The organism is Trinickia sp., assembly GCF_051954495.1.
Classification (GTDB): Bacteria; Pseudomonadota; Gammaproteobacteria; order Burkholderiales; family Burkholderiaceae; genus Trinickia.
The window spans coordinates 13,709-30,395 of sequence record NZ_JBQCHR010000170.1 but is presented as its reverse complement, the minus strand read 5'-3'; the positions used below and the strand labels follow the sequence as shown (position 1 = coordinate 30,395).

Sequence of the window (16,687 nt, the reverse complement as noted above, 5' to 3'; positions counted from 1 at the left end):
GAACGCGATTGGGAGGCAGGAAGTGGGCAAGGCGTTAGAGGGGGTGCGTGTCCTCGATTTCACGCACGTGCAGTCCGGTCCGACGTGCACGCAGTTGCTGGCGTGGTTCGGCGCGGACGTCATCAAGGTGGAGCGGGCGGGGGCGGGCGACGTGACGCGCGAGCAATTGCGCGATATTCCGGACGCCGACAGCCTGTACTTCACGATGCTCAATCACAACAAGCGCTCGATCACCGTCGATGCGAAGCATCCTGAAGGTAAACAGGTGCTAGAGACGCTGATCCGGCAATGCGACGTGCTCGTCGAAAACTTCGCCCCGGGCGCGCTGGACCGCATGGGGCTCGGCTGGGATCGCATTCAAGAACTGAACCCCCGCATGATCTTCGCTTCCGTGAAGGGCTTCGGTCCGGGGCCCTACCAGGATTGCAAGGTGTACGAGAACGTCGCGCAGTGCGTGGGCGGCGCGGCGTCGACGACCGGGTTCGAAAACGGCCCGCCCGTCGTGAGCGGTGCGCAGATCGGCGATAGCGGCACCGGGCTTCATCTCGCGCTGGGTGTCGTGACGGCGCTCTATCAACGAACCGTCACGGGCCGCGGTCAGTACGTGCTGGCCGCGATGCAAGACGCAGTGCTCAATCTGTGCCGCGTCAAACTGCGCGACCAGCAGCGCCTCGATCGTACCGGCGTGCTGCGCGAATACCCGCAACATCCGAAAGGCACGTTCGGTACTGCCGTGCCGCGAGCCGGCAACGCGTCCGGAGGCGGACAACCGGGCTGGATCCTGCGCTGCAAGGATTGGGAGTGGGATTACAACGCCTACATTTACTTCATCGTGCAGGCGCCCGTGTGGAGCAAGATCTGCAATTTGATCGGCAAGGAAGAGTGGATTACCGATCCCGACTACGCCACGCCCGCCGCTCGTCTGCCTAGACTCGCCGACATCTTCGCCGAAATCGAACGCTGGACGATGACGAAGACGAAGGTGGAGGCGATGCAAATTCTGAACAAGTACGAGATTCCGTGCGGGCCGGTCCTGTCCATGAAGGAAATCGTCGAGGACGAATCGCTGCGCAAGAGCGGGACGATCGTCGAGGTCGACCATCCGGGGCGGGGCAGCTATTTGACGGTCGGCAATCCGATCAAGCTTTCCGATAGCCCCACCGAGGTCAAACGATCCCCGCTGCTGGGCGAGCACACCGACGAGGTGATGGCGGAGTTCGGCTTTTCGGCCGATCAAATCGCCGCGTTGCGCGCCGTCGGCGCGATTTGACGGGGCCCATCGGCGCTCATTCGATGCGACGCACCGCTCGGTGCGTCTCGTTCGCGGTGCGATGCGGCGCTCGTACGGGGCGGCCGCGTCGCACGTCTGTCCATCCATTCAAGGCAGGAGATATCCCGATGACATCGTGGATACGCTTTCAGTCGCCCGACGGCGGCATCGGCTTCGGCGTGCTCGATAACGATCGCATTACGCAATACGAAGGCGATATGTTCGGGGCGGTACGCGCAACCGGCATCGAACGCAACCTCAATGAGGTGACGCTGATAAGCCCGTGCGCGCCGAGCAAGGTCGTGGCGCTGTGGAACAACTTCCATGCATTGGCCGCCAAGCTCGACAAGGCGCCGCCTAGTCATCCTCTCTTTCTCATCAAGCCGTCGATGTCCGTGATCGGGCCGAGGGAGGCGATCCGGCGTCCCGCGACCTACGGCGGCAAGATCGCTTACGAGGGCGAGCTCGCCATCGTCGTCGGGCGGCGCTGCAGCGAGGTGACACCCGAGCAAGCCGCCGACTACATCTTCGGCTATACGTGCATCAACGACGTCACCGCGGTCGACTTGCTGTCGGAGGACCCCAACTTCGCGCAATGGTGCCGAGCGAAGGGCTTCGACACGTTCAGTTGCATCGGCCCGGCCGTGCAAACGCGCTTGGACTGGCGCGCGGCGCATGTCGTCACGACGCTCGATGGCGTCGAGCGCCAACGTTATCCGTTGTCCGACATGATCTTTTCTCCCGAAGAGCAGTTGAGCCTGCTCTCGCAAGACATGACGCTGATGCCCGGCGACGTGATCGCCTGCGGCACCTCCATCGGGGTGGGGTCGATCAAGGACGGGGCGACCGTGAGCGTGTCGATCGAGGGCATCGGCACGCTGTCCAATACGCTTGAAGCGCGAGGCTGACATGGACGCACAGTACGAAGGCGCAGGCGCGGACGGCGCGGCGCGCCCCATGACGATCGTCGTGCCGCGCGAAGTGCATGCGCTCGAGCGCCGCGTGGCCGCCACGCCCGAGACGGTCGGGCAGTTGCGCAAGCTTGGGTATCGCGTCTGCGTCCAGGCCGGCGCAGGTGCGGCCGCATCGTTCGACGACGCCGCCTACGAGGCGGCGGGCGCGCAGGTGATCGCCGATCCGCGCGCGCTATGGGCCGAGGGCGACATCGTCATCAAGGTGCGGCCGCCGGAGTTTCACCCGGCCCTCGGCGTCGACGAGGCATCGTTGCTCAAGCCGGGCGCCACGCTGATCGGGTTCGTCTGGCCGGCTCAACGCAAGGCGCAGCTCGAGCTGCTTGCCGCCCGTCAGGTCAGCGTGCTTGCGATGGACTGCGTTCCGCGCATCTCGCGCGCTCAAAAGCTCGATGCGTTGAGCTCGATGGCCAACATCGCCGGGTATCGCGCGGTCATCGAAGCGGCTCACCACTTCGGGCGGATTTTCACCGGCCAGATCACGGCCGCCGGCAAGATGCCTCCGGCCAAGGTGCTCGTCATCGGCGCGGGCGTCGCCGGGCTTGCGGCGATCGGCGCCGCGCGCAGCCTAGGCGCCGTCGTGCGCGCGTTCGATACGCGCCCCGAGGTCGAGCAGCAGGTGCAAAGCATGGGCGCCGAATTCTTGACCGTGGAGATCGAGGAGGACGGCAGTGGGGCGGGAGGCTATGCGAAGGAGATGAGCGCGCGCTACCTGGAGGCCGAGTTGGCGTTATTCGCGGCGCAGGCGAGGGAGGTCGACATCATCGTGACGACGGCGCTCATCCCGGGCAAGCCGGCGCCGAAACTGATCACCGCGCCGATGGTGGCCGCCATGCGTCCGGGCAGCGTGATCGTCGACATGGCGGCGGAGCAGGGCGGCAATTGCGAACTGACGCAGCCCGGCGAAGCCGTCGCGCGGCACGGCGTGACGATCGTCGGCTACACCGATTTGGCGAGCCGCATGGCGACCCAGTCGAGTCAGCTTTTCGCAACCAACGTTCGACATCTGCTGGCTGATCTGACGCCGCGCAAGGACGGGATCCTCGGTATCGACATGGACGACGAGGTGGTGCGCGGGGCCACCGTCGTGCGGGCCGGCGCGGTGACGTGGCCCGCGCCGGCGCCTTTGCCGAAGAGCGCGAGCGCTGCGATGGATCGCTCGGCGAGCGGCGCGCGCGAGCGGACGCCGGACACTGCCGAAAGGGGGGCGGCCGCGGCCGGCGAACGCGGCATGCTCGTGCGCGCGGCGATGATCGTCGCAGCTGTCCTTGCGCTGCTCGCGTTGGGCGCGGTGGCGCCGTCGTCGTTCGTATCGCATCTGACGGTGTTCGTGCTCGCCGTGTTCGTCGGCTATCAAGTGATCTGGAACGTGACGCCCGCCTTGCACACGCCGCTGATGAGCGTGACCAACGCCATCAGCGGGATCATCGTCGTGGGCGCGCTCTTGCAATTGGGGACGAGCATGCCGCTCGTCGCCGCGTTGGGCGGCTTGGCCTTGTTCGTCGCCGCGATCAACATCGCGGGCGGCTTTCTCGTCACCCAGCGCATGCTGAAAATGTTTCGCGGAAATTAGGAGCCAGCGATGTTCAATGGAATCGGCAACGTCGCCTATTTGGGCGCGAGCACGCTCTTCATCTTGAGCCTGCGCGGCCTAAGCCACCCCGAGACGGCGCGCCGGGGCAACGTGTTTGGAATGCTCGGCATGCTCATCGCGGTTCTGGCCACGCTGCTGGTTGCGCCGAACGCGAGTCTCGCCGTCGCGCTCGGCTGCGCGGCGGCAGGCGGGACGCTCGGCGCGTGGCTTGCCCGCCGCGTGGAGATGACGCAAATGCCGCAGCTCGTCGCGGTGTTGCATAGTTTCGTCGGGCTCGCGGCCGTGCTGACGGCCGTCAACAGCGCGCTCGCGCCGGCGGGCGAGCTGGCCGGCGCCGAGCGCGCGATTCACGCGTGCGAGGTGTATCTGGGCGCGCTCATCGGCATGGTCACCTTCTCGGGTTCGATCGTCGCTTTCTTGAAGCTGCAAGGGACGATCGGCGGCAAGCCGCTCGTGCTGCCGGCTCGGCATGCGCTCAACCTCGCGATCGGCGCGGCCTGCGTCGTTCTCGGCTACCGGTTCTTGACGGCGGCCCCGCCCTCGAGCGGTATGTCCGCGCTCCTCACGATGATCGTGCTCGCCGGCGCATTGGGGGCTCATCTCGTGATGGCGATCGGCGGCGCCGATATGCCGGTGGTCGTCTCGATGCTCAACAGTTACTCCGGCTGGGCCGCCGCGGCAACGGGCTTCACGCTCGGTAACGACCTGCTGATTACGACCGGCGCCCTGGTGGGCTCGAGCGGCGCGATTCTGAGTTACATCATGTGCCGAGCCATGAACCGTAGCTTTCTTTCGGTCATCCTCGGCGGCTTCGGCGCGGCCGGCGCCGCCCGCTCGGCGCAGCCCGGCGGCGAGATCGTGGCCGCGACGGTGGACGAAGTCGAGGCGCTGCTGCGCGAGGCGTCCGACGTCATCATCGTGCCCGGATACGGCATGGCGGTGGCGCAGGCGCAGTCCACCATCAGCGAGATCACGCGCAAACTGTCGGCGATGGGCGTGAAGGTGCGGTTCGGCATTCATCCCGTGGCAGGCCGCTTGCCCGGCCACATGAACGTGCTGCTTGCCGAAGCGAAGGTGCCGTACGACATCGTGCTGGAGATGGACGAAATCAACGACGACTTCGCCCATGCCGACGTCGTGCTCGTGATCGGCGCCAACGACATCGTCAATCCGGGTGCGCTCGAGGATCCCACGAGTCCGATCGCGGGCATGCCCGTGCTGGAGGTGTGGAAGGCGCGCACGGTCGTGGTGTCCAAACGGAGCATGGCGTCCGGCTATGCCGGCGTCGACAATCCGCTCTTCTACAAGGACAACACGCGCATGCTTTTCGGCGATGCGAAGTCCAGCGTCGACGCGTTGCTTCAAGCGCTCGGAACGTGAGCGACGGGGCGCGACGGCACGACGCCCGCGAGGAATAGGGCGCGTATGAAAATCGCTTGCGAAGCCGCGTGAGGCATGCGTATAATTCGAGGCTCTCTTGCAGCAGCTGCGCACGGGTTTTAACTGTGGGGTGAACTGCGGTTTTAATTGCGCGGCGGCATGGCGGGCGAAGCGTGAAGTGCTTTCAAAGTGCAGTGATTGAAAGAAAAAGCTTCACAAACGCCATGTAGCGAGTTAGAATAGCGTTCTTCGCTGTTGACGAAAGGTTGAGCGCGAAAAGCAGGAAGTGAAAAGATTTTTGTCCCCTTCGTCTAGAGGCCTAGGACATCACCCTTTCACGGTGAGTACAGGGGTTCGAATCCCCTAGGGGACGCCAAAACATCGGCGGCGCTTCGGAACGAAGCGAAGCAGCTTGCGAGACGAGACCGACGCTCGCAGGTATGATGAGCAGTAAAGGAGTGGTAGTTCAGTCGGTTAGAATACCGGCCTGTCACGCCGGGGGTCGCGGGTTCGAGTCCCGTCCACTCCGCCAGACAAAGCCCGTTCAGGTCTCGCTTGAACGGGCTTTTTCAATAAAGTGTAAGCAGTACATGTTGTCCCCTTCGTCTAGAGGCCTAGGACATCACCCTTTCACGGTGAGTACAGGGGTTCGAATCCCCTAGGGGACGCCAGAACATCGGCGGCGCTTGCGGTTCCAGGCGCTGCGGTTCGCGAGAAAATACCGACGCTCGCGGGCCAAGATGCAAGACTGGAGTGGTAGTTCAGTCGGTTAGAATACCGGCCTGTCACGCCGGGGGTCGCGGGTTCGAGTCCCGTCCACTCCGCCAAATAAAAAGCCCGTTCGAACATTGGTTCGGACGGGCTTTTTTCTTGCGCGCATCGACACGTACGCCATGCGTGTCCGTTCGCATTCTCGTCCATGCATGCGTGCGATGTCGGACAATCCGCCATTGCAAGTCGCGCCATGCTGCCTTACTGTGGTCGCGGGTTCCTTTGTTCCGGCTACGATGTTCGATCCGACCGACGCGCCTTCCCGCTATGCGCCATCGCCGTTTCGCCTCCGCCAGGCATCGTTGAGCGATTTCGCCTTCGCCGAGGCGCTTACGCGTACCAACATGTGCCGCTATTACGAGCGGCACCGGCTGGCGTGGCGCGCCGATCTCTTTCTGGCCAGTTGGCAAGAATCCGAAAACTTCATTCTCGAATCGGAAGGCGAGCCGATCGGTTTGCTGCGCCTCACGGAAGAGGGCGATTCTCTTCACATACGCGACGTACAGATCGCCGAAGGCTACCGGGGACACGGAGCCGGCACATTTCTGTTGCAGACGTCGCATACCTGGGCCCGCGAGCGCGGGCTGCGCGAACTGCAACTGCGCGTGTTCGTCGATAATCCGGCGGCGCGGCTTTACCTTCGCATGGGATATCGCGTGGCCGGGCCGCGGCTTGCCCAGTTGGGTGCGATTCGCCACATGACTCGGCCCGTGTAACACGACCTGTGTGACGCGACCGGCTCGGCCGAGGCCGAGGGTGGCGCCGAAGCGCTCGCCGGCTAAATCGATTCGACGATCCCGTCGAAGTCGTCGTCCGCGCTGGTGCGCTCGGGGGACGATTCGCCGCCGCGCATCATGAACGCGCGCGGGCTTTCGCCGAATGCGCGCCGGAACATAGCCGAAAACGCACTTTGGCTTTGATAGCCGAGTTCGTGGGCGATCTGCGACAGCGCGCGGCCGCGCGTCAGCAAAGGGATCGCGCGGGCGAGCACGGCCTGCTGGCGCCACTGCGAGAAACTCATTCCCAGTTCTTGACGGAAAAGACGGGCGATCGTGCGTGTGCTCGCCCCGACGCTGGCCGCCCAGTATTCCAGCGAATCGGCGTTGCCCGGATCGGCCAGCAGCGCTTCGCACAAGGCGCGCAGGCGCTTTTCCTTGGGCATCGGCACGGACAGCGGCAGCGGCTCCGAACGCGTGATTTCGTCGAGCGCCAGCGCGCCGAGCAACCGCTCGCGCGCACTGCCGAGGCCGTCCGCGTCCAGTGCGGCGATCACTTCGCGCAGCAACCCGGACATTTCCACGACCCGGCAGGCGCCGAGTCCCGCGGGAACGACCGACTCGTCGATGTACAGCGTGCGCAGATAGGCGTCCTCGACGATCACGACTTCGTGCGGTACGTGCGGCGGCACCCAAATCGCGCGCGAGGGCGGCACCATCCATGTGCTGCCGGTGACGCCCACCCGCATCACGCCGCGAGACGCGTAGGCGAGCTGCGCCCACGCATGCATATGCATGGCGATGCGTTCCCCGGCCGGCATCGGCCGAGCCCGTACGCGGATCGGATGGGCAGGCGTGGGCGCGAACTCCGGCGGAATATCGATGAGGCGCACACGGGCGCTTGGCGCGCGAGGGATCGGGTCGGTCGTTTGCATATCGAGGACGCGTTGGCGAAACGAAAGGCACGGCCCGTCGTAAAGCAGGCGGCAACCGGTATTGTCCATATTGTATGTTCGCCGCTTATTCGACATGCATAATGCGCTTGCCGAGTATAGGCGCTTAGTGCACCCATGCTGGGCGTTGAGCATGCGCCGGCGAAGTCCACGCGTTCAATCATGCACAGCCGGCGACGCGAGAATTCACACATAACAAGGACGAGGGCAAATGCAATACGTATTCATCTACGGGACGCTGCGAGAGGGCGAGATCAATGACATCGGGCAAGCGGCCGCGCGCCACGGGATCGCGGCGCCGCGGCTCATCGGCAGGGCGTCCGTCATGGGGCGTTTGTACGATTTCGGGGACTATCCGGGGCTCGTGCAGGACGAGGCGGCGGGGCCCGTGCGGGGCGATGTCTATGAAATCGAAGACGATCTCGTCCCCGTGCTGGACGACATCGAAGGCGTGCGTCCCGGGATCGACAGTCTATTCAAATCGCGCCCGGTCAGCGTTCCCGTTGCGGGGCGTTTGCTAGCGTGTTTCTTCTATCCAGTCGACGCGGTGTCGGTCGAAGGGCGCACGCGCATCGAGGCCGGCGATTGGGTCAGCTATCGCCTCGCGCGCGACGGCGTGGGCGCGTTCAACTACGGCAGGTAATTCGCTGCGTACCGGCGACGGCCCCGGATTGAATTGGGCCGTCGCGCGGTTTCCCCTTGCTTACACTTCTTCGTAAAGCGGCAGCGTCAGGAATTCCGTAAACGATTCCGACGTCGACATCTGTTCGAAGATCGCCGCGGCACGGTCGTACGACTCGGTAGCGCCGGCCACCGATGCCTTCACCTTCGGCAATTCCTCGGCGATGAGCACTCTCACGAGCTCGGCCGTCACCTTACGGCCATCCTCGAGTTTGCCCTTGGGCGAACGGATCCATTGCCAGACCTGCGAGCGCGAGATTTCGGCCGTCGCCGCATCTTCCATCAGGTTGTGAATCGGCACGCAGCCGTTGCCTGCGAGCCACGAGCCGAGATAGTGGATGCCGACGTTGATGTTGTTGCGCAGGCCTGCTTCGGTAATCGGCGCTTCGGGACGGAAGTCGAGCAGATCGGTCGCCGTCACCTGGACGTCGTCGCGTTGCTTGGCGATCTGGTTCGGCTTATCGCCGAGCACGCCGACGAACTCTTCCATCGCCACGGGCACGAGGCCCGGGTGGGCCACCCAGCCGCCGTCGTAGCCGTCGGTCGCATCGCGCTTCTTGTCGGCGCGCACGCCGGCCATGGCCTTTTCGTTCGCGGCCGGATCGCTCTTGATCGGAATCAGCGCGCTCATGCCGCCGATGGCCGGCGCGTTGCGCTTATGGCAGGTCTTGAGCAGTTGCAGCGCGTAGGCGCGCATGAACGGGACCGTCATCGTGATTTGCGCGCGGTCGGCTAGGCAAAAGTCCTTGTCGTTCTTGAACTTCTTGATGGCCGAGAAGATATAGTCCCAACGGCCGGCGTTCAGGCCCGCGCTGTGTTCGCGCAGTTCATAGAGAATTTCGTCCATCTCGAAGGCGGCGAGAATCGTCTCGATCAGCACGGTGGCGCGAATCGTGCCGCGCGGCAGTCCGATGGCTTCTTGGGCGGCCACGAAGATGTCGTTCCAGAGGCGGGCCTCGAGGTGGCTCTCCATCTTGGGCAGATAGAAGTAGGGGCCGCTGCCGCGCGCGAGGAGTTCCTTCGCGTTGTGGAACAAGAAGAGCGCGAAGTCGAAGATGCCGCCCGAGACGCGTTCACCGTCCACCGTGACGTGCTTTTCATCAAGGTGCCAGCCGCGCGGACGCACGATGAGCGTCGCGGTCTTTTCGTTCAGCTTGTACGTCTTGCCGTTTTGTTCGAGCGAGATCGTGCGGCGAACGGCCTCCTTCAGATTCAGTTGGCCCGTGATCTGGTTATGCCAGTTGGGCGTATTCGAATCCTCGAAGTCCGTCATGTAGGAGTCCGCGCCCGAGTTCAGCGCGTTGATGATCATCTTGCGCTCGACGGGGCCCGTGATTTCCACGCGGCGGCATTCGAGATCCTTCGGCAGCGGGGCGATCTTCCAATCGCTTTCGCGCACGGCTTTCGTTTGGGCGAGAAAGTCCGGACGCTCACCCGCATCGAGGCGTTTCGTGCGTTCGGCGCGTGCTTGAAGCAGTTCTTTGCGGCGCGATTGGAACGCGCGGTGCAGATCGGCGACGAGCTTGAGCGCCTCGGGCGTGAGGATCGTCTCGAAACCGGGCTCGATCGCGCCGGTGATTTGCATGCCTTGGGGCAACGACAACGTGTTCGCCATGGAAAGTCTCCTTTGGTCGGTCAGATGGCAAAAATACGGGCGAGGGCATCGCAGGCTCGGGCTGGGGCGTGCGATACCGATCGCTTCAATCCTTTTCGATTCTTTTCAATCCTTGTCGGTCGGCATTAAGGTTCGAACGAATTCGACGAGGTCCGATAGGCTCGCGCCAATGCCGCGAGGCTTCACTCCGAGTTCTTCGAGCGGCGCATTCGTTCGATTGATCCAAAACGTCGTGTAGCCGAACCAGCCAGCGCCGGCCACGTCCCAGCCGTTCGATGAAACGAAGACGATCTCGCGCGCACTGACGTCGAACGCGCGCGTGCCCAACGCATAAGCGGCCGGTGCCGGCTTGTACGCACGCACCGCGTCGACGGAAAGCACATGATCGAAAAGCTCGGCGATGCCGGCGCTCTTGACCGCGACGTCGAGCATGCGCGGATTGCCGTTCGACAAGATGCCGAGGCCGAGCGGCTGTGCGTCGCAGGCGCCGCTGTTCACCCGCAGCGCTCGCAGGGCGGGCGCTGCATCGGGAAATGCCGAGAGGCAAGCGTACTGATCCATGAGCCGTTTTTCGCCGGCCGGCTCGAGCGGCAAGCGCAGACGGCGCGCCGCATGGCGCAACGCGTCGAGCGTGACGTCCCAGAACGGCGCGTAGTGCGCGCCGTTCACATCGGCCAGCGTGCGCAGTTGGGAATACTCGATCTGCTTCAAGCGCCAGAGCTGCGAGAGCGCATCGCCTTGCCCCGGGAAAAGCTGTTCGGCCGCCGCCACGACGGAGTGCACGTCGAATAGCGTGCCGTACGCGTCGAACAGCACCGCTTTGGGAAAACGTCGTGACGGGTTCGACATGGCCTGAGCTCCTCGTGCAACCGCAGTTTCAACAATCTGGAACGTATTTTATTTGTGACTTGATGGACTGAAAAAGACCCGTGACGTCACTTTATCTTTGACTTTTTGTTGCATAATCGGCCGGTCGATCGATTTTTCCGGGGGGCTCGCCCGTGTCGCGGTTCAAGCAAATCGAAACGTTCGTGGCCGTGGCCGCAAAAGGCAGTTTGTCCGCTGCCGCTCAGGCCGAAGGCGTGGCGCCGGCCGTGATCGGCCGACGGCTGGATGCGCTCGAGGAGCGGCTCGGCGTCAAACTGCTCGTGAGAACGACGCGCAAGCTCACGTTGACGTTCGAGGGCTCGGCGTTCTTGGAGGATTGCCAGCGGATCGTGGGCGATATGCAGAATGCGGAGGCCAGCGTGTCGGCCGGCGGTGTGAAGGCGAGCGGACACGTGCGCATCTCGGCCCCGGCGGGCTTCGGCCGCAAGCACGTCGCGCCGTTGATTCCCGCATTCGCGTCGGCGCACCCGGAAGTGTCGATCGCGCTCGACCTGTCCGATCGCATGGTCGACCTGGTCAACGAGGGCTTCGATTGCGCGGTCCGGTTCGGCGAGCTGCCCGATTCGTCGCTCGTTTCGCTGCGCCTTGCCGAGAACCGGCGCGTGTGCGTGGCGGCGCCCTCGTACCTCGAGCGGCGCGGCACGCCGCGCACGCTTGCCGATTTGGCGCACCACAACTGCCTGACGCTCGCCGCGGGCGTCAATCAACAGCGCGGCTGGACTTTTCAGCAAGACGGCAAAGTCGTGTCGATCAAAGTGTCGGGCACGCTGGAATGTTCGGACGGGGCGGTTCTTCACGAGTGGTGCTTGGCGGGGCACGGCCTCGCATGGCGCTCGTCGTGGGAAGCGGGCGAAGACATCGCCGCCGGCCGTCTCGCGACCGTGCTCGATTCGTTCGCGGCGCCGCCGATCGGCATACACGCCGTATTCCCGCAGCGCAGGCATTTGCCCTTGCGCGTTCGGTTGTTCCTCGATTTCCTCAAGCATACCTATGAGCGTCCGGGCTACTGGCAATAGCGGGCGGCCTTGAGCGAGGACCGCGGGCCGCGCGGGTTTCCGATATGCGGACTCACCCGAAGCACGGGCATTGGGCGCGCCGCGCCGCACTACAATCCACTTGGACAAGCTCGCGCCGACGCGCGCGAGGCCACCGACCCGCCGTGTACGGCGGTTGCTAGTCGACGAGGGGAGGCGCCATGTTCAAGCACATCCTGGTCCCGACCGACGGTTCCGATTTGTCGCAAAAGGCGATCGACGGTGCAATCGATCTTGCGCGTTCGGTCGGCGCGCGCATCACCGCGTATGCCTGCTTGCCCCAGTATCCCTATTCGCCGTTTTCCGAGGTGGTCGTCGAGCCGCCGGCCGACTTCCAGCAGCGCAGCGAACGCGAGGCGCGAGAGCATCTGGACGACGTCGAACAGGCGGCGCGCGAGGCCGGTGTCGCCTGCACGAGTCAAACGAGCGTGCATCCGTCGCCCTATCTCGGCATCATCGAAGCGGCCGAACAAAGCGGGTGCGACGTCATCTTCATGGCTTCGCACGGGCGCAAAGGGTTGGGCAGCCTCTTGATCGGCAGCGAGACGCAGCGCGTCCTCACGCATACGAAAATTCCCGTCATCGTTTACCGCTGATTCACCGATTCGCCGCTCCTCCAGCCACGGCGTCGAATCACGCCTCGATTCCGCGCCGCGAAACGTCGGGCCCCGCACGCATGACGCATGCGGGGCTCGCGTCCTCCCTGGTCCCCTGTGCTAGTTCAGTGGCTTACGCGACCTTTTTCGCATCGAAGAACTGTTCGTCTTCCGTCGAGCCATGCAGCGCCGTCGTCGAGGCTTCGCGCTCGACCGTCTGCGTGACGGCGTCGAAGTAGCCCGTGCCCACTTCGCGCTGATGCTTGACGGCCGTGAAGCCCTTCTCGGCCGCGGCGAACTCGGCCTGCTGCAGTTCGACGAATGCGCTCATCTGTGAACGCGCATAGCCGTGCGCGAGGTTGAACATCGAATAGTTGAGCGCGTGGAAGCCCGCGAGCGTGATGAACTGGAACTTGTAGCCCATCGCACCCAATTCCTTCTGGAATTTCGCGATCGTCGCATCATCGAGATTCTTCTTCCAGTTGAACGACGGCGAGCAGTTGTACGACAGCAGCTTGCCGGGGAATTGCTTGTGGATGGCCTCGGCGAATTTCTTCGCGTATTCGAGATCCGGCTTGCCCGTTTCGCACCAGATCATGTCGGCATACGGCGCGTAGGCGAGGCCGCGCGAGATGGCTTGCTCGAGGCCAGGCTTGGTCCGGAAGAAGCCTTCGACCGTGCGCTCGCCCGTCAGGAACGGACGATCGTTTTCGTCGATGTCCGAGGTGATCAGGTCGGCCGCTTCGGCGTCCGTGCGCGCAATGAGGACGGTCGGCGTGCCGCAGACATCGGCCGCCAAACGCGCCGCCGTCAGTTTCGCGACGTTTTCACGCGTCGGCACCAGCACCTTGCCGCCCATGTGGCCGCATTTCTTGACCGAGGCGAGCTGATCTTCGAAGTGCACGCCCGATGCGCCCGCTTCGATCATGGCCTTCATCAGTTCGAATGCGTTGAGCACGCCGCCGAAACCGGCCTCGGCGTCCGCCACGATCGGCGCGAAGAAATCGACGTACCCTTCATCGCCCGGGTTCTTGCCTTCGGCCCATTGAATCTGATCGGCGCGCGTGAGCGTGTTGTTGATGCGCTTGACCACGAGCGGCACCGAGTTCGCCGGGTACAGCGACTGATCGGGGTACATTTCCCCGGCGACGTTCGCATCGCCCGCCACTTGCCAGCCCGACAGATAGATGGCCTTCAGGCCGGCCTTCACCTGTTGCATCGCCTGGTTGCCCGTCAGCGCACCCAGGGCGTTGACGAACGGTTCGTTGTTGACGGACTGCCACAGTTTTTCGGCGCCGCGCTTGGCAAGCGTGTGCTCGGGTTGGATCGACCCGCGCAAGCGGACGACGTCCTCGGCCGTGAAGCCGCGCTTGATGCCTTTCCAGCGCGGATCGGTTTCCCATTGCTGTTGGAGTTGCTGTGCTTGCTGTTCGCGTGACATGGTGGGCTCCTGGTTACCTAAGGTGTGAGTCGTGTTGGATCTCGCGTGTCGCGACGTTTGGGTCGCGAACTCTTATATAAGAGTCTAGGCAATACGGTACCCGCGGAATAGGCGTAAGCGAACGTTTTTTTTGGATGAATTATCGTTAAATATCAGATAGATATGAATAGCATTTCGCATTAAGAAACGACATTTTTCATGTCGCAACGCTTATCGTTGTGCCACGCAGCACAGATTTTTACGACACAAAAGATCTTTTCGTATCGTGAAATTGGGGCGAAATGGGGTGATGAGCGGGCTCGAACGGGGGGATTCGCGCGAGAAAGCGACGGAGATCGGGCGCTGAACGGGCGAAAAAAAACCGGTGCGGTTCGGATGAACGGCACCGGCTTTTGAGGCAGCAGGCGCTTGCGCCCTGCCCAGTGAAGGTCCTGCTAAGCGTTAGTCGCCGCGCCGCGCGCCGCGCTGGCCGTCGCTGCGACGACCTTGGTAGCCGTCGCGCGAACCGTAACCGTCGCGCGAGCCGCTCGACGGGCGGCCGCTCCAGCCGCCGCCGCCGCCGCGCTTCTCGCCGTTACCCGTGCCGGTGCCGCGCGATGCGCCGCTCGGCGAACCGAAGCGGCGGCCACCGTTGCCGCCGGGGCGGCCGCGGCCATTGCCGTTGCCGCTGCGCGCGGGCGGGGCCTTGCGCGGCTCGAAGCCTTCGATGACGTTCACCGGCAGCGGGGCGCGCACGAAGCGCTCGATCCGCTTGAGCGCGCCTTGCTCGGCGTGGTGCACGAGGCTGACGGCGATGCCCGTACGACCGGCACGGCCCGTGCGGCCGATACGGTGAACGTAGTCTTCGGCGAACTTGGGCAGATCGTAATTGAAGACGTGCGTGATGCCGGGGATGTCGATGCCGCGCGCGGCGACGTCGGTCGCCACGAGCACGCGCACACGGCGTTCGCGCAGCGCGCGGATCGTGCGGGTGCGTGCGCCTTGAGGCAAGTCGCCATGCAGGGCGGCGGAAGAGAAGCCGGCATCGGCCAGACGGCCCGCCAACTGATCGGCTTCGCTCTTGGTCGCCGTGAACACGATGGCTTGATCGAGCGCGTCGTCGCGCAGCAGGTGATCGAGCAAACGGTCCTTATGATCGCGGTCGTCGACATAGTGGACGGTTTGCGCGATGTTGGCGCGCGATTCCATCCGCTGAACGATCTCGATACGCTCCGGATTTTTCAGCAGGCGGTTCGTCAACGAGCCGATCTTGCCATCGAGCGTGGCCGAGAACAGCATCGTTTGACGCGTGGCCGGCGTGGCGGCGACGATCGTCTCGATGTCGTCGATGAAGCCCATGTCGAGCATGCGGTCGGCTTCATCGAGCACGAGCATTTTCAGCTCGGACAGGTCGATACGGCCGCGTTCGAGGTGGTCGAGCAGACGGCCGGGCGTCGCAACCAGGATCTCGGGGTTCTTGGCGAGCAGCATCAATTGCTGTCCGTAGGCGACGCCGCCGAGAATGCTGACCGTGCGCAGCCGGCGCAGGTGCTTGCCGTACGTCGAAGCAGCGGTCGTCACTTGCATGGCCAGTTCGCGCGTGGGCGTGAGCACGAGCAGACCGGGGCGCGCGACGGACGGCCCGCGACGCGGACGGCGGTCGCCGCCGGCCTCGCGAGGCTCGCGCGGCTGTGCGGCCAGCGTCTTTTGCAATTGGGCGAAGCGCTCGATGGCGGGCAGCATGAAAGCCGCCGTCTTGCCCGAGCCCGTGGGGCTCGAAACGAGCAGGTCGCGGCCCGCGATGCCGGCCGGAATGGCGCGCTGCTGTACCGGCGTGGGCACGGTGTAGCCGGCAGCCGTCAGCGTCGCGACGATCTCGGGCGACAGGCCGAGCGAGGCGAACGTGGGGCCGGTCGGGGTCTCGGCGGCCGGCTCGTTGGAGAGCGCTGCATCGGCGACCGGCGCGTCGGCGAGGAGGGTATCGGCGGGCAGGCCGAGGGCGCGATCGGCAATGGCGTTCAACGGGCTGGTGTCAAGGCTCGAAGTCATGAGAATCCTAAGAAGACGTCAAAAATACGTCGGCGCCAATCGGCATTACCCAAGTCGTCGGATTCAGCATGCAACAGGCACGCGAGCAAATCGAAAAACGGGGGCAGCTCGCGAGTCAGTGCGAGCTTTTCGTTAGAAGCTGTATCGGATACGGGACGCCGATATGGCATCGCCGCCAGCCTGGTATGAGACGGCCCGTGAAGGCCTAGGCGGAAGGGGACAGGTTCTAAACTGGATTGGTGCAAAACGCTACGGTGCGCTGCACGCTCCGGCTTGCCGCCGGCGGGTGATGCGCAGCCAGCATTATAGGGGTTTTTGCTGCGGCGCGCCAGAGGGGCGTTGAATCGGGGTGCTGAACCGGCGGCAACGCGCGCCGTTCCCGAGCGCGCCCGGGCCGCCGCGCTGCGTCTTGCGGTCTCTTGCGCTTGGCTCAGCTCGCTTCGCCGTTCTTCAGCGATTCGACGAGTTCGACGTACTGCTGTTTCGCCACGTCCGACGCCGTGCCCTTGAGCGAGGCCCACGCGTCGTACTTGTACTTGCCGACGATGTCGGTGAAGCCCGGCTTGTCGCCGTGGACATCGCCTTCGGTGGCTTGCTTGAAGAGGGCGTACAAACGCAGCAGCGTCATGTTGCCCGGCTTTTCCGGCAGGGCTTTGACATCCACTTGGGCTTGCTCGAACTGCGAATCGACTTGGCTCATGACCATCTCTCCAATGCAAAAACGATAGGGCCGCCGATCATAGCAAGCG

14 protein-coding genes and 4 tRNA genes are annotated in these 16,687 nt (G+C 64.1%); 12 read left to right on the top strand and 6 right to left on the bottom strand.

Annotated features, from left to right (window positions below):
* Positions 1-22: 22 nt before the first annotated feature.
* From frc to ACTHNR_RS23880, 9 genes are all read left to right on the top strand, one after another.
* On the top strand, positions 23-1,270 hold the full coding sequence (gene frc / locus ACTHNR_RS23920) for a formyl-CoA transferase (protein ID WP_440550829.1): 1,248 nt from the start codon (positions 23-25) through the stop codon (positions 1,268-1,270).
* A 128-nt stretch (positions 1,271-1,398) separates the two neighbouring features.
* Positions 1,399-2,178: a fumarylacetoacetate hydrolase family protein gene (locus ACTHNR_RS23915; RefSeq protein WP_440550827.1), complete on the top strand. Its 780-nt coding sequence runs from the start codon at positions 1,399-1,401 to the stop codon at positions 2,176-2,178.
* A gap of 1 nt (position 2,179) precedes the next feature.
* Positions 2,180-3,814, top strand: a complete 1,635-nt coding sequence (locus tag ACTHNR_RS23910) for a Re/Si-specific NAD(P)(+) transhydrogenase subunit alpha (RefSeq protein WP_440550825.1) — start codon at positions 2,180-2,182, stop codon at positions 3,812-3,814.
* A 9-nt stretch (positions 3,815-3,823) separates the two neighbouring features.
* Positions 3,824-5,215, top strand: a complete 1,392-nt coding sequence (locus ACTHNR_RS23905) for an NAD(P)(+) transhydrogenase (Re/Si-specific) subunit beta (RefSeq protein WP_440550823.1) — start codon at positions 3,824-3,826, stop codon at positions 5,213-5,215.
* A 300-nt stretch (positions 5,216-5,515) separates the two neighbouring features.
* Positions 5,516-5,591, top strand: a tRNA-Glu gene (locus ACTHNR_RS23900).
* Between the two features lie 79 nt (positions 5,592-5,670).
* Positions 5,671-5,747 (top strand) — tRNA-Asp (locus tag ACTHNR_RS23895).
* Between the two features lie 63 nt (positions 5,748-5,810).
* Positions 5,811-5,886: transfer RNA gene (locus ACTHNR_RS23890), tRNA-Glu, on the top strand.
* A gap of 79 nt (positions 5,887-5,965) precedes the next feature.
* A tRNA-Asp gene (locus ACTHNR_RS23885) sits at positions 5,966-6,042 on the top strand.
* A gap of 180 nt (positions 6,043-6,222) precedes the next feature.
* A complete protein-coding gene (locus tag ACTHNR_RS23880; protein ID WP_440550822.1) occupies positions 6,223-6,702 on the top strand; it encodes a GNAT family N-acetyltransferase in 480 nt (159 codons plus the stop codon).
* Between the two features lie 62 nt (positions 6,703-6,764).
* On the opposite strand, the gene ACTHNR_RS23875 is transcribed toward ACTHNR_RS23880, so the two are convergent.
* Positions 6,765-7,637 (bottom strand): AraC family transcriptional regulator, encoded by an 873-nt coding sequence (locus ACTHNR_RS23875; RefSeq protein WP_440550820.1) that lies wholly within the window; start codon positions 7,635-7,637, stop codon positions 6,765-6,767.
* 229 nt (positions 7,638-7,866) lie between these two features.
* On the opposite strand from ACTHNR_RS23875, the gene ACTHNR_RS23870 reads away from it, so the two are divergent.
* Positions 7,867-8,298, top strand: a complete 432-nt coding sequence (locus ACTHNR_RS23870) for a gamma-glutamylcyclotransferase family protein (RefSeq protein ID WP_440550818.1) — start codon at positions 7,867-7,869, stop codon at positions 8,296-8,298.
* A gap of 60 nt (positions 8,299-8,358) precedes the next feature.
* On the opposite strand, the gene aceB is transcribed toward ACTHNR_RS23870, so the two are convergent.
* On the bottom strand, positions 8,359-9,951 hold the full coding sequence (gene aceB / locus ACTHNR_RS23865; protein WP_440550816.1) for a malate synthase A: 1,593 nt from the start codon (positions 9,949-9,951) through the stop codon (positions 8,359-8,361).
* A gap of 105 nt (positions 9,952-10,056) precedes the next feature.
* A complete protein-coding gene (locus ACTHNR_RS23860; protein WP_440550814.1) occupies positions 10,057-10,800 on the bottom strand; it encodes a haloacid dehalogenase type II in 744 nt (247 codons plus the stop codon).
* Positions 10,801-10,952: 152 nt separating this feature from the next.
* Here ACTHNR_RS23860 and ACTHNR_RS23855 point away from each other — a divergent pair, with 152 nt between their 5' ends.
* Together ACTHNR_RS23855 and ACTHNR_RS23850 are read left to right on the top strand one after the other, a co-directional pair.
* The gene (locus ACTHNR_RS23855) at positions 10,953-11,855 is read left to right on the top strand and encodes a LysR family transcriptional regulator (RefSeq protein ID WP_440550813.1); all 903 of its coding nucleotides are present in this window, start codon (positions 10,953-10,955) and stop codon (positions 11,853-11,855) included.
* Between the two features lie 179 nt (positions 11,856-12,034).
* Positions 12,035-12,469 (top strand): universal stress protein, encoded by a 435-nt coding sequence (locus ACTHNR_RS23850; RefSeq protein WP_440550811.1) that lies wholly within the window; start codon positions 12,035-12,037, stop codon positions 12,467-12,469.
* A gap of 133 nt (positions 12,470-12,602) precedes the next feature.
* Here the strand turns inward: ACTHNR_RS23850 and aceA are convergent, their stop codons facing one another.
* The 3 genes from aceA to ACTHNR_RS23835 all read right to left on the bottom strand — a co-directional run bounded on the left by aceA (position 12,603) and on the right by ACTHNR_RS23835 (position 16,638).
* Positions 12,603-13,910 (bottom strand): isocitrate lyase, encoded by a 1,308-nt coding sequence (aceA, locus tag ACTHNR_RS23845; RefSeq protein WP_440550809.1) that lies wholly within the window; start codon positions 13,908-13,910, stop codon positions 12,603-12,605.
* A 441-nt stretch (positions 13,911-14,351) separates the two neighbouring features.
* Positions 14,352-15,938 carry a DEAD/DEAH box helicase gene (locus tag ACTHNR_RS23840; protein WP_440550807.1) on the bottom strand — a complete coding sequence of 529 codons (1,587 nt, stop codon included), beginning with the start codon at positions 15,936-15,938 and terminating at the stop codon, positions 14,352-14,354.
* Between the two features lie 430 nt (positions 15,939-16,368).
* On the bottom strand, positions 16,369-16,638 hold the full coding sequence (locus ACTHNR_RS23835; RefSeq protein WP_440550805.1) for an acyl-CoA-binding protein: 270 nt from the start codon (positions 16,636-16,638) through the stop codon (positions 16,369-16,371).
* Positions 16,639-16,687 lie beyond the last annotated feature (49 nt).

What these genes read in the sequence shown, in the direction of transcription:
- ACTHNR_RS23915 (WP_440550827.1), top strand. Translation starts at nt 1,399, where the DNA reads ATGACATCGTGGATACGCTTTCAGTCGCCCGACGGCGGCATCGGCTTC.
- ACTHNR_RS23910 (WP_440550825.1), top strand. Translation starts at nt 2,180, where the DNA reads ATGGACGCACAGTACGAAGGCGCAGGCGCGGACGGCGCGGCGCGCCCC.
- ACTHNR_RS23905 (WP_440550823.1), top strand. Translation starts at nt 3,824, where the DNA reads ATGTTCAATGGAATCGGCAACGTCGCCTATTTGGGCGCGAGCACGCTC.
- ACTHNR_RS23880 (WP_440550822.1), top strand. Translation starts at nt 6,223, where the DNA reads ATGTTCGATCCGACCGACGCGCCTTCCCGCTATGCGCCATCGCCGTTT.
- ACTHNR_RS23875 (WP_440550820.1), bottom strand. Translation starts at nt 7,637, where the DNA reads ATGCAAACGACCGACCCGATCCCTCGCGCGCCAAGCGCCCGTGTGCGC.
- ACTHNR_RS23870 (WP_440550818.1), top strand. Translation starts at nt 7,867, where the DNA reads ATGCAATACGTATTCATCTACGGGACGCTGCGAGAGGGCGAGATCAAT.
- aceB (WP_440550816.1), bottom strand. Translation starts at nt 9,951, where the DNA reads ATGGCGAACACGTTGTCGTTGCCCCAAGGCATGCAAATCACCGGCGCG.
- ACTHNR_RS23860 (WP_440550814.1), bottom strand. Translation starts at nt 10,800, where the DNA reads ATGTCGAACCCGTCACGACGTTTTCCCAAAGCGGTGCTGTTCGACGCG.
- ACTHNR_RS23850 (WP_440550811.1), top strand. Translation starts at nt 12,035, where the DNA reads ATGTTCAAGCACATCCTGGTCCCGACCGACGGTTCCGATTTGTCGCAA.
- aceA (WP_440550809.1), bottom strand. Translation starts at nt 13,910, where the DNA reads ATGTCACGCGAACAGCAAGCACAGCAACTCCAACAGCAATGGGAAACC.
- ACTHNR_RS23840 (WP_440550807.1), bottom strand. Translation starts at nt 15,938, where the DNA reads ATGACTTCGAGCCTTGACACCAGCCCGTTGAACGCCATTGCCGATCGC.
- ACTHNR_RS23835 (WP_440550805.1), bottom strand. Translation starts at nt 16,638, where the DNA reads ATGAGCCAAGTCGATTCGCAGTTCGAGCAAGCCCAAGTGGATGTCAAA.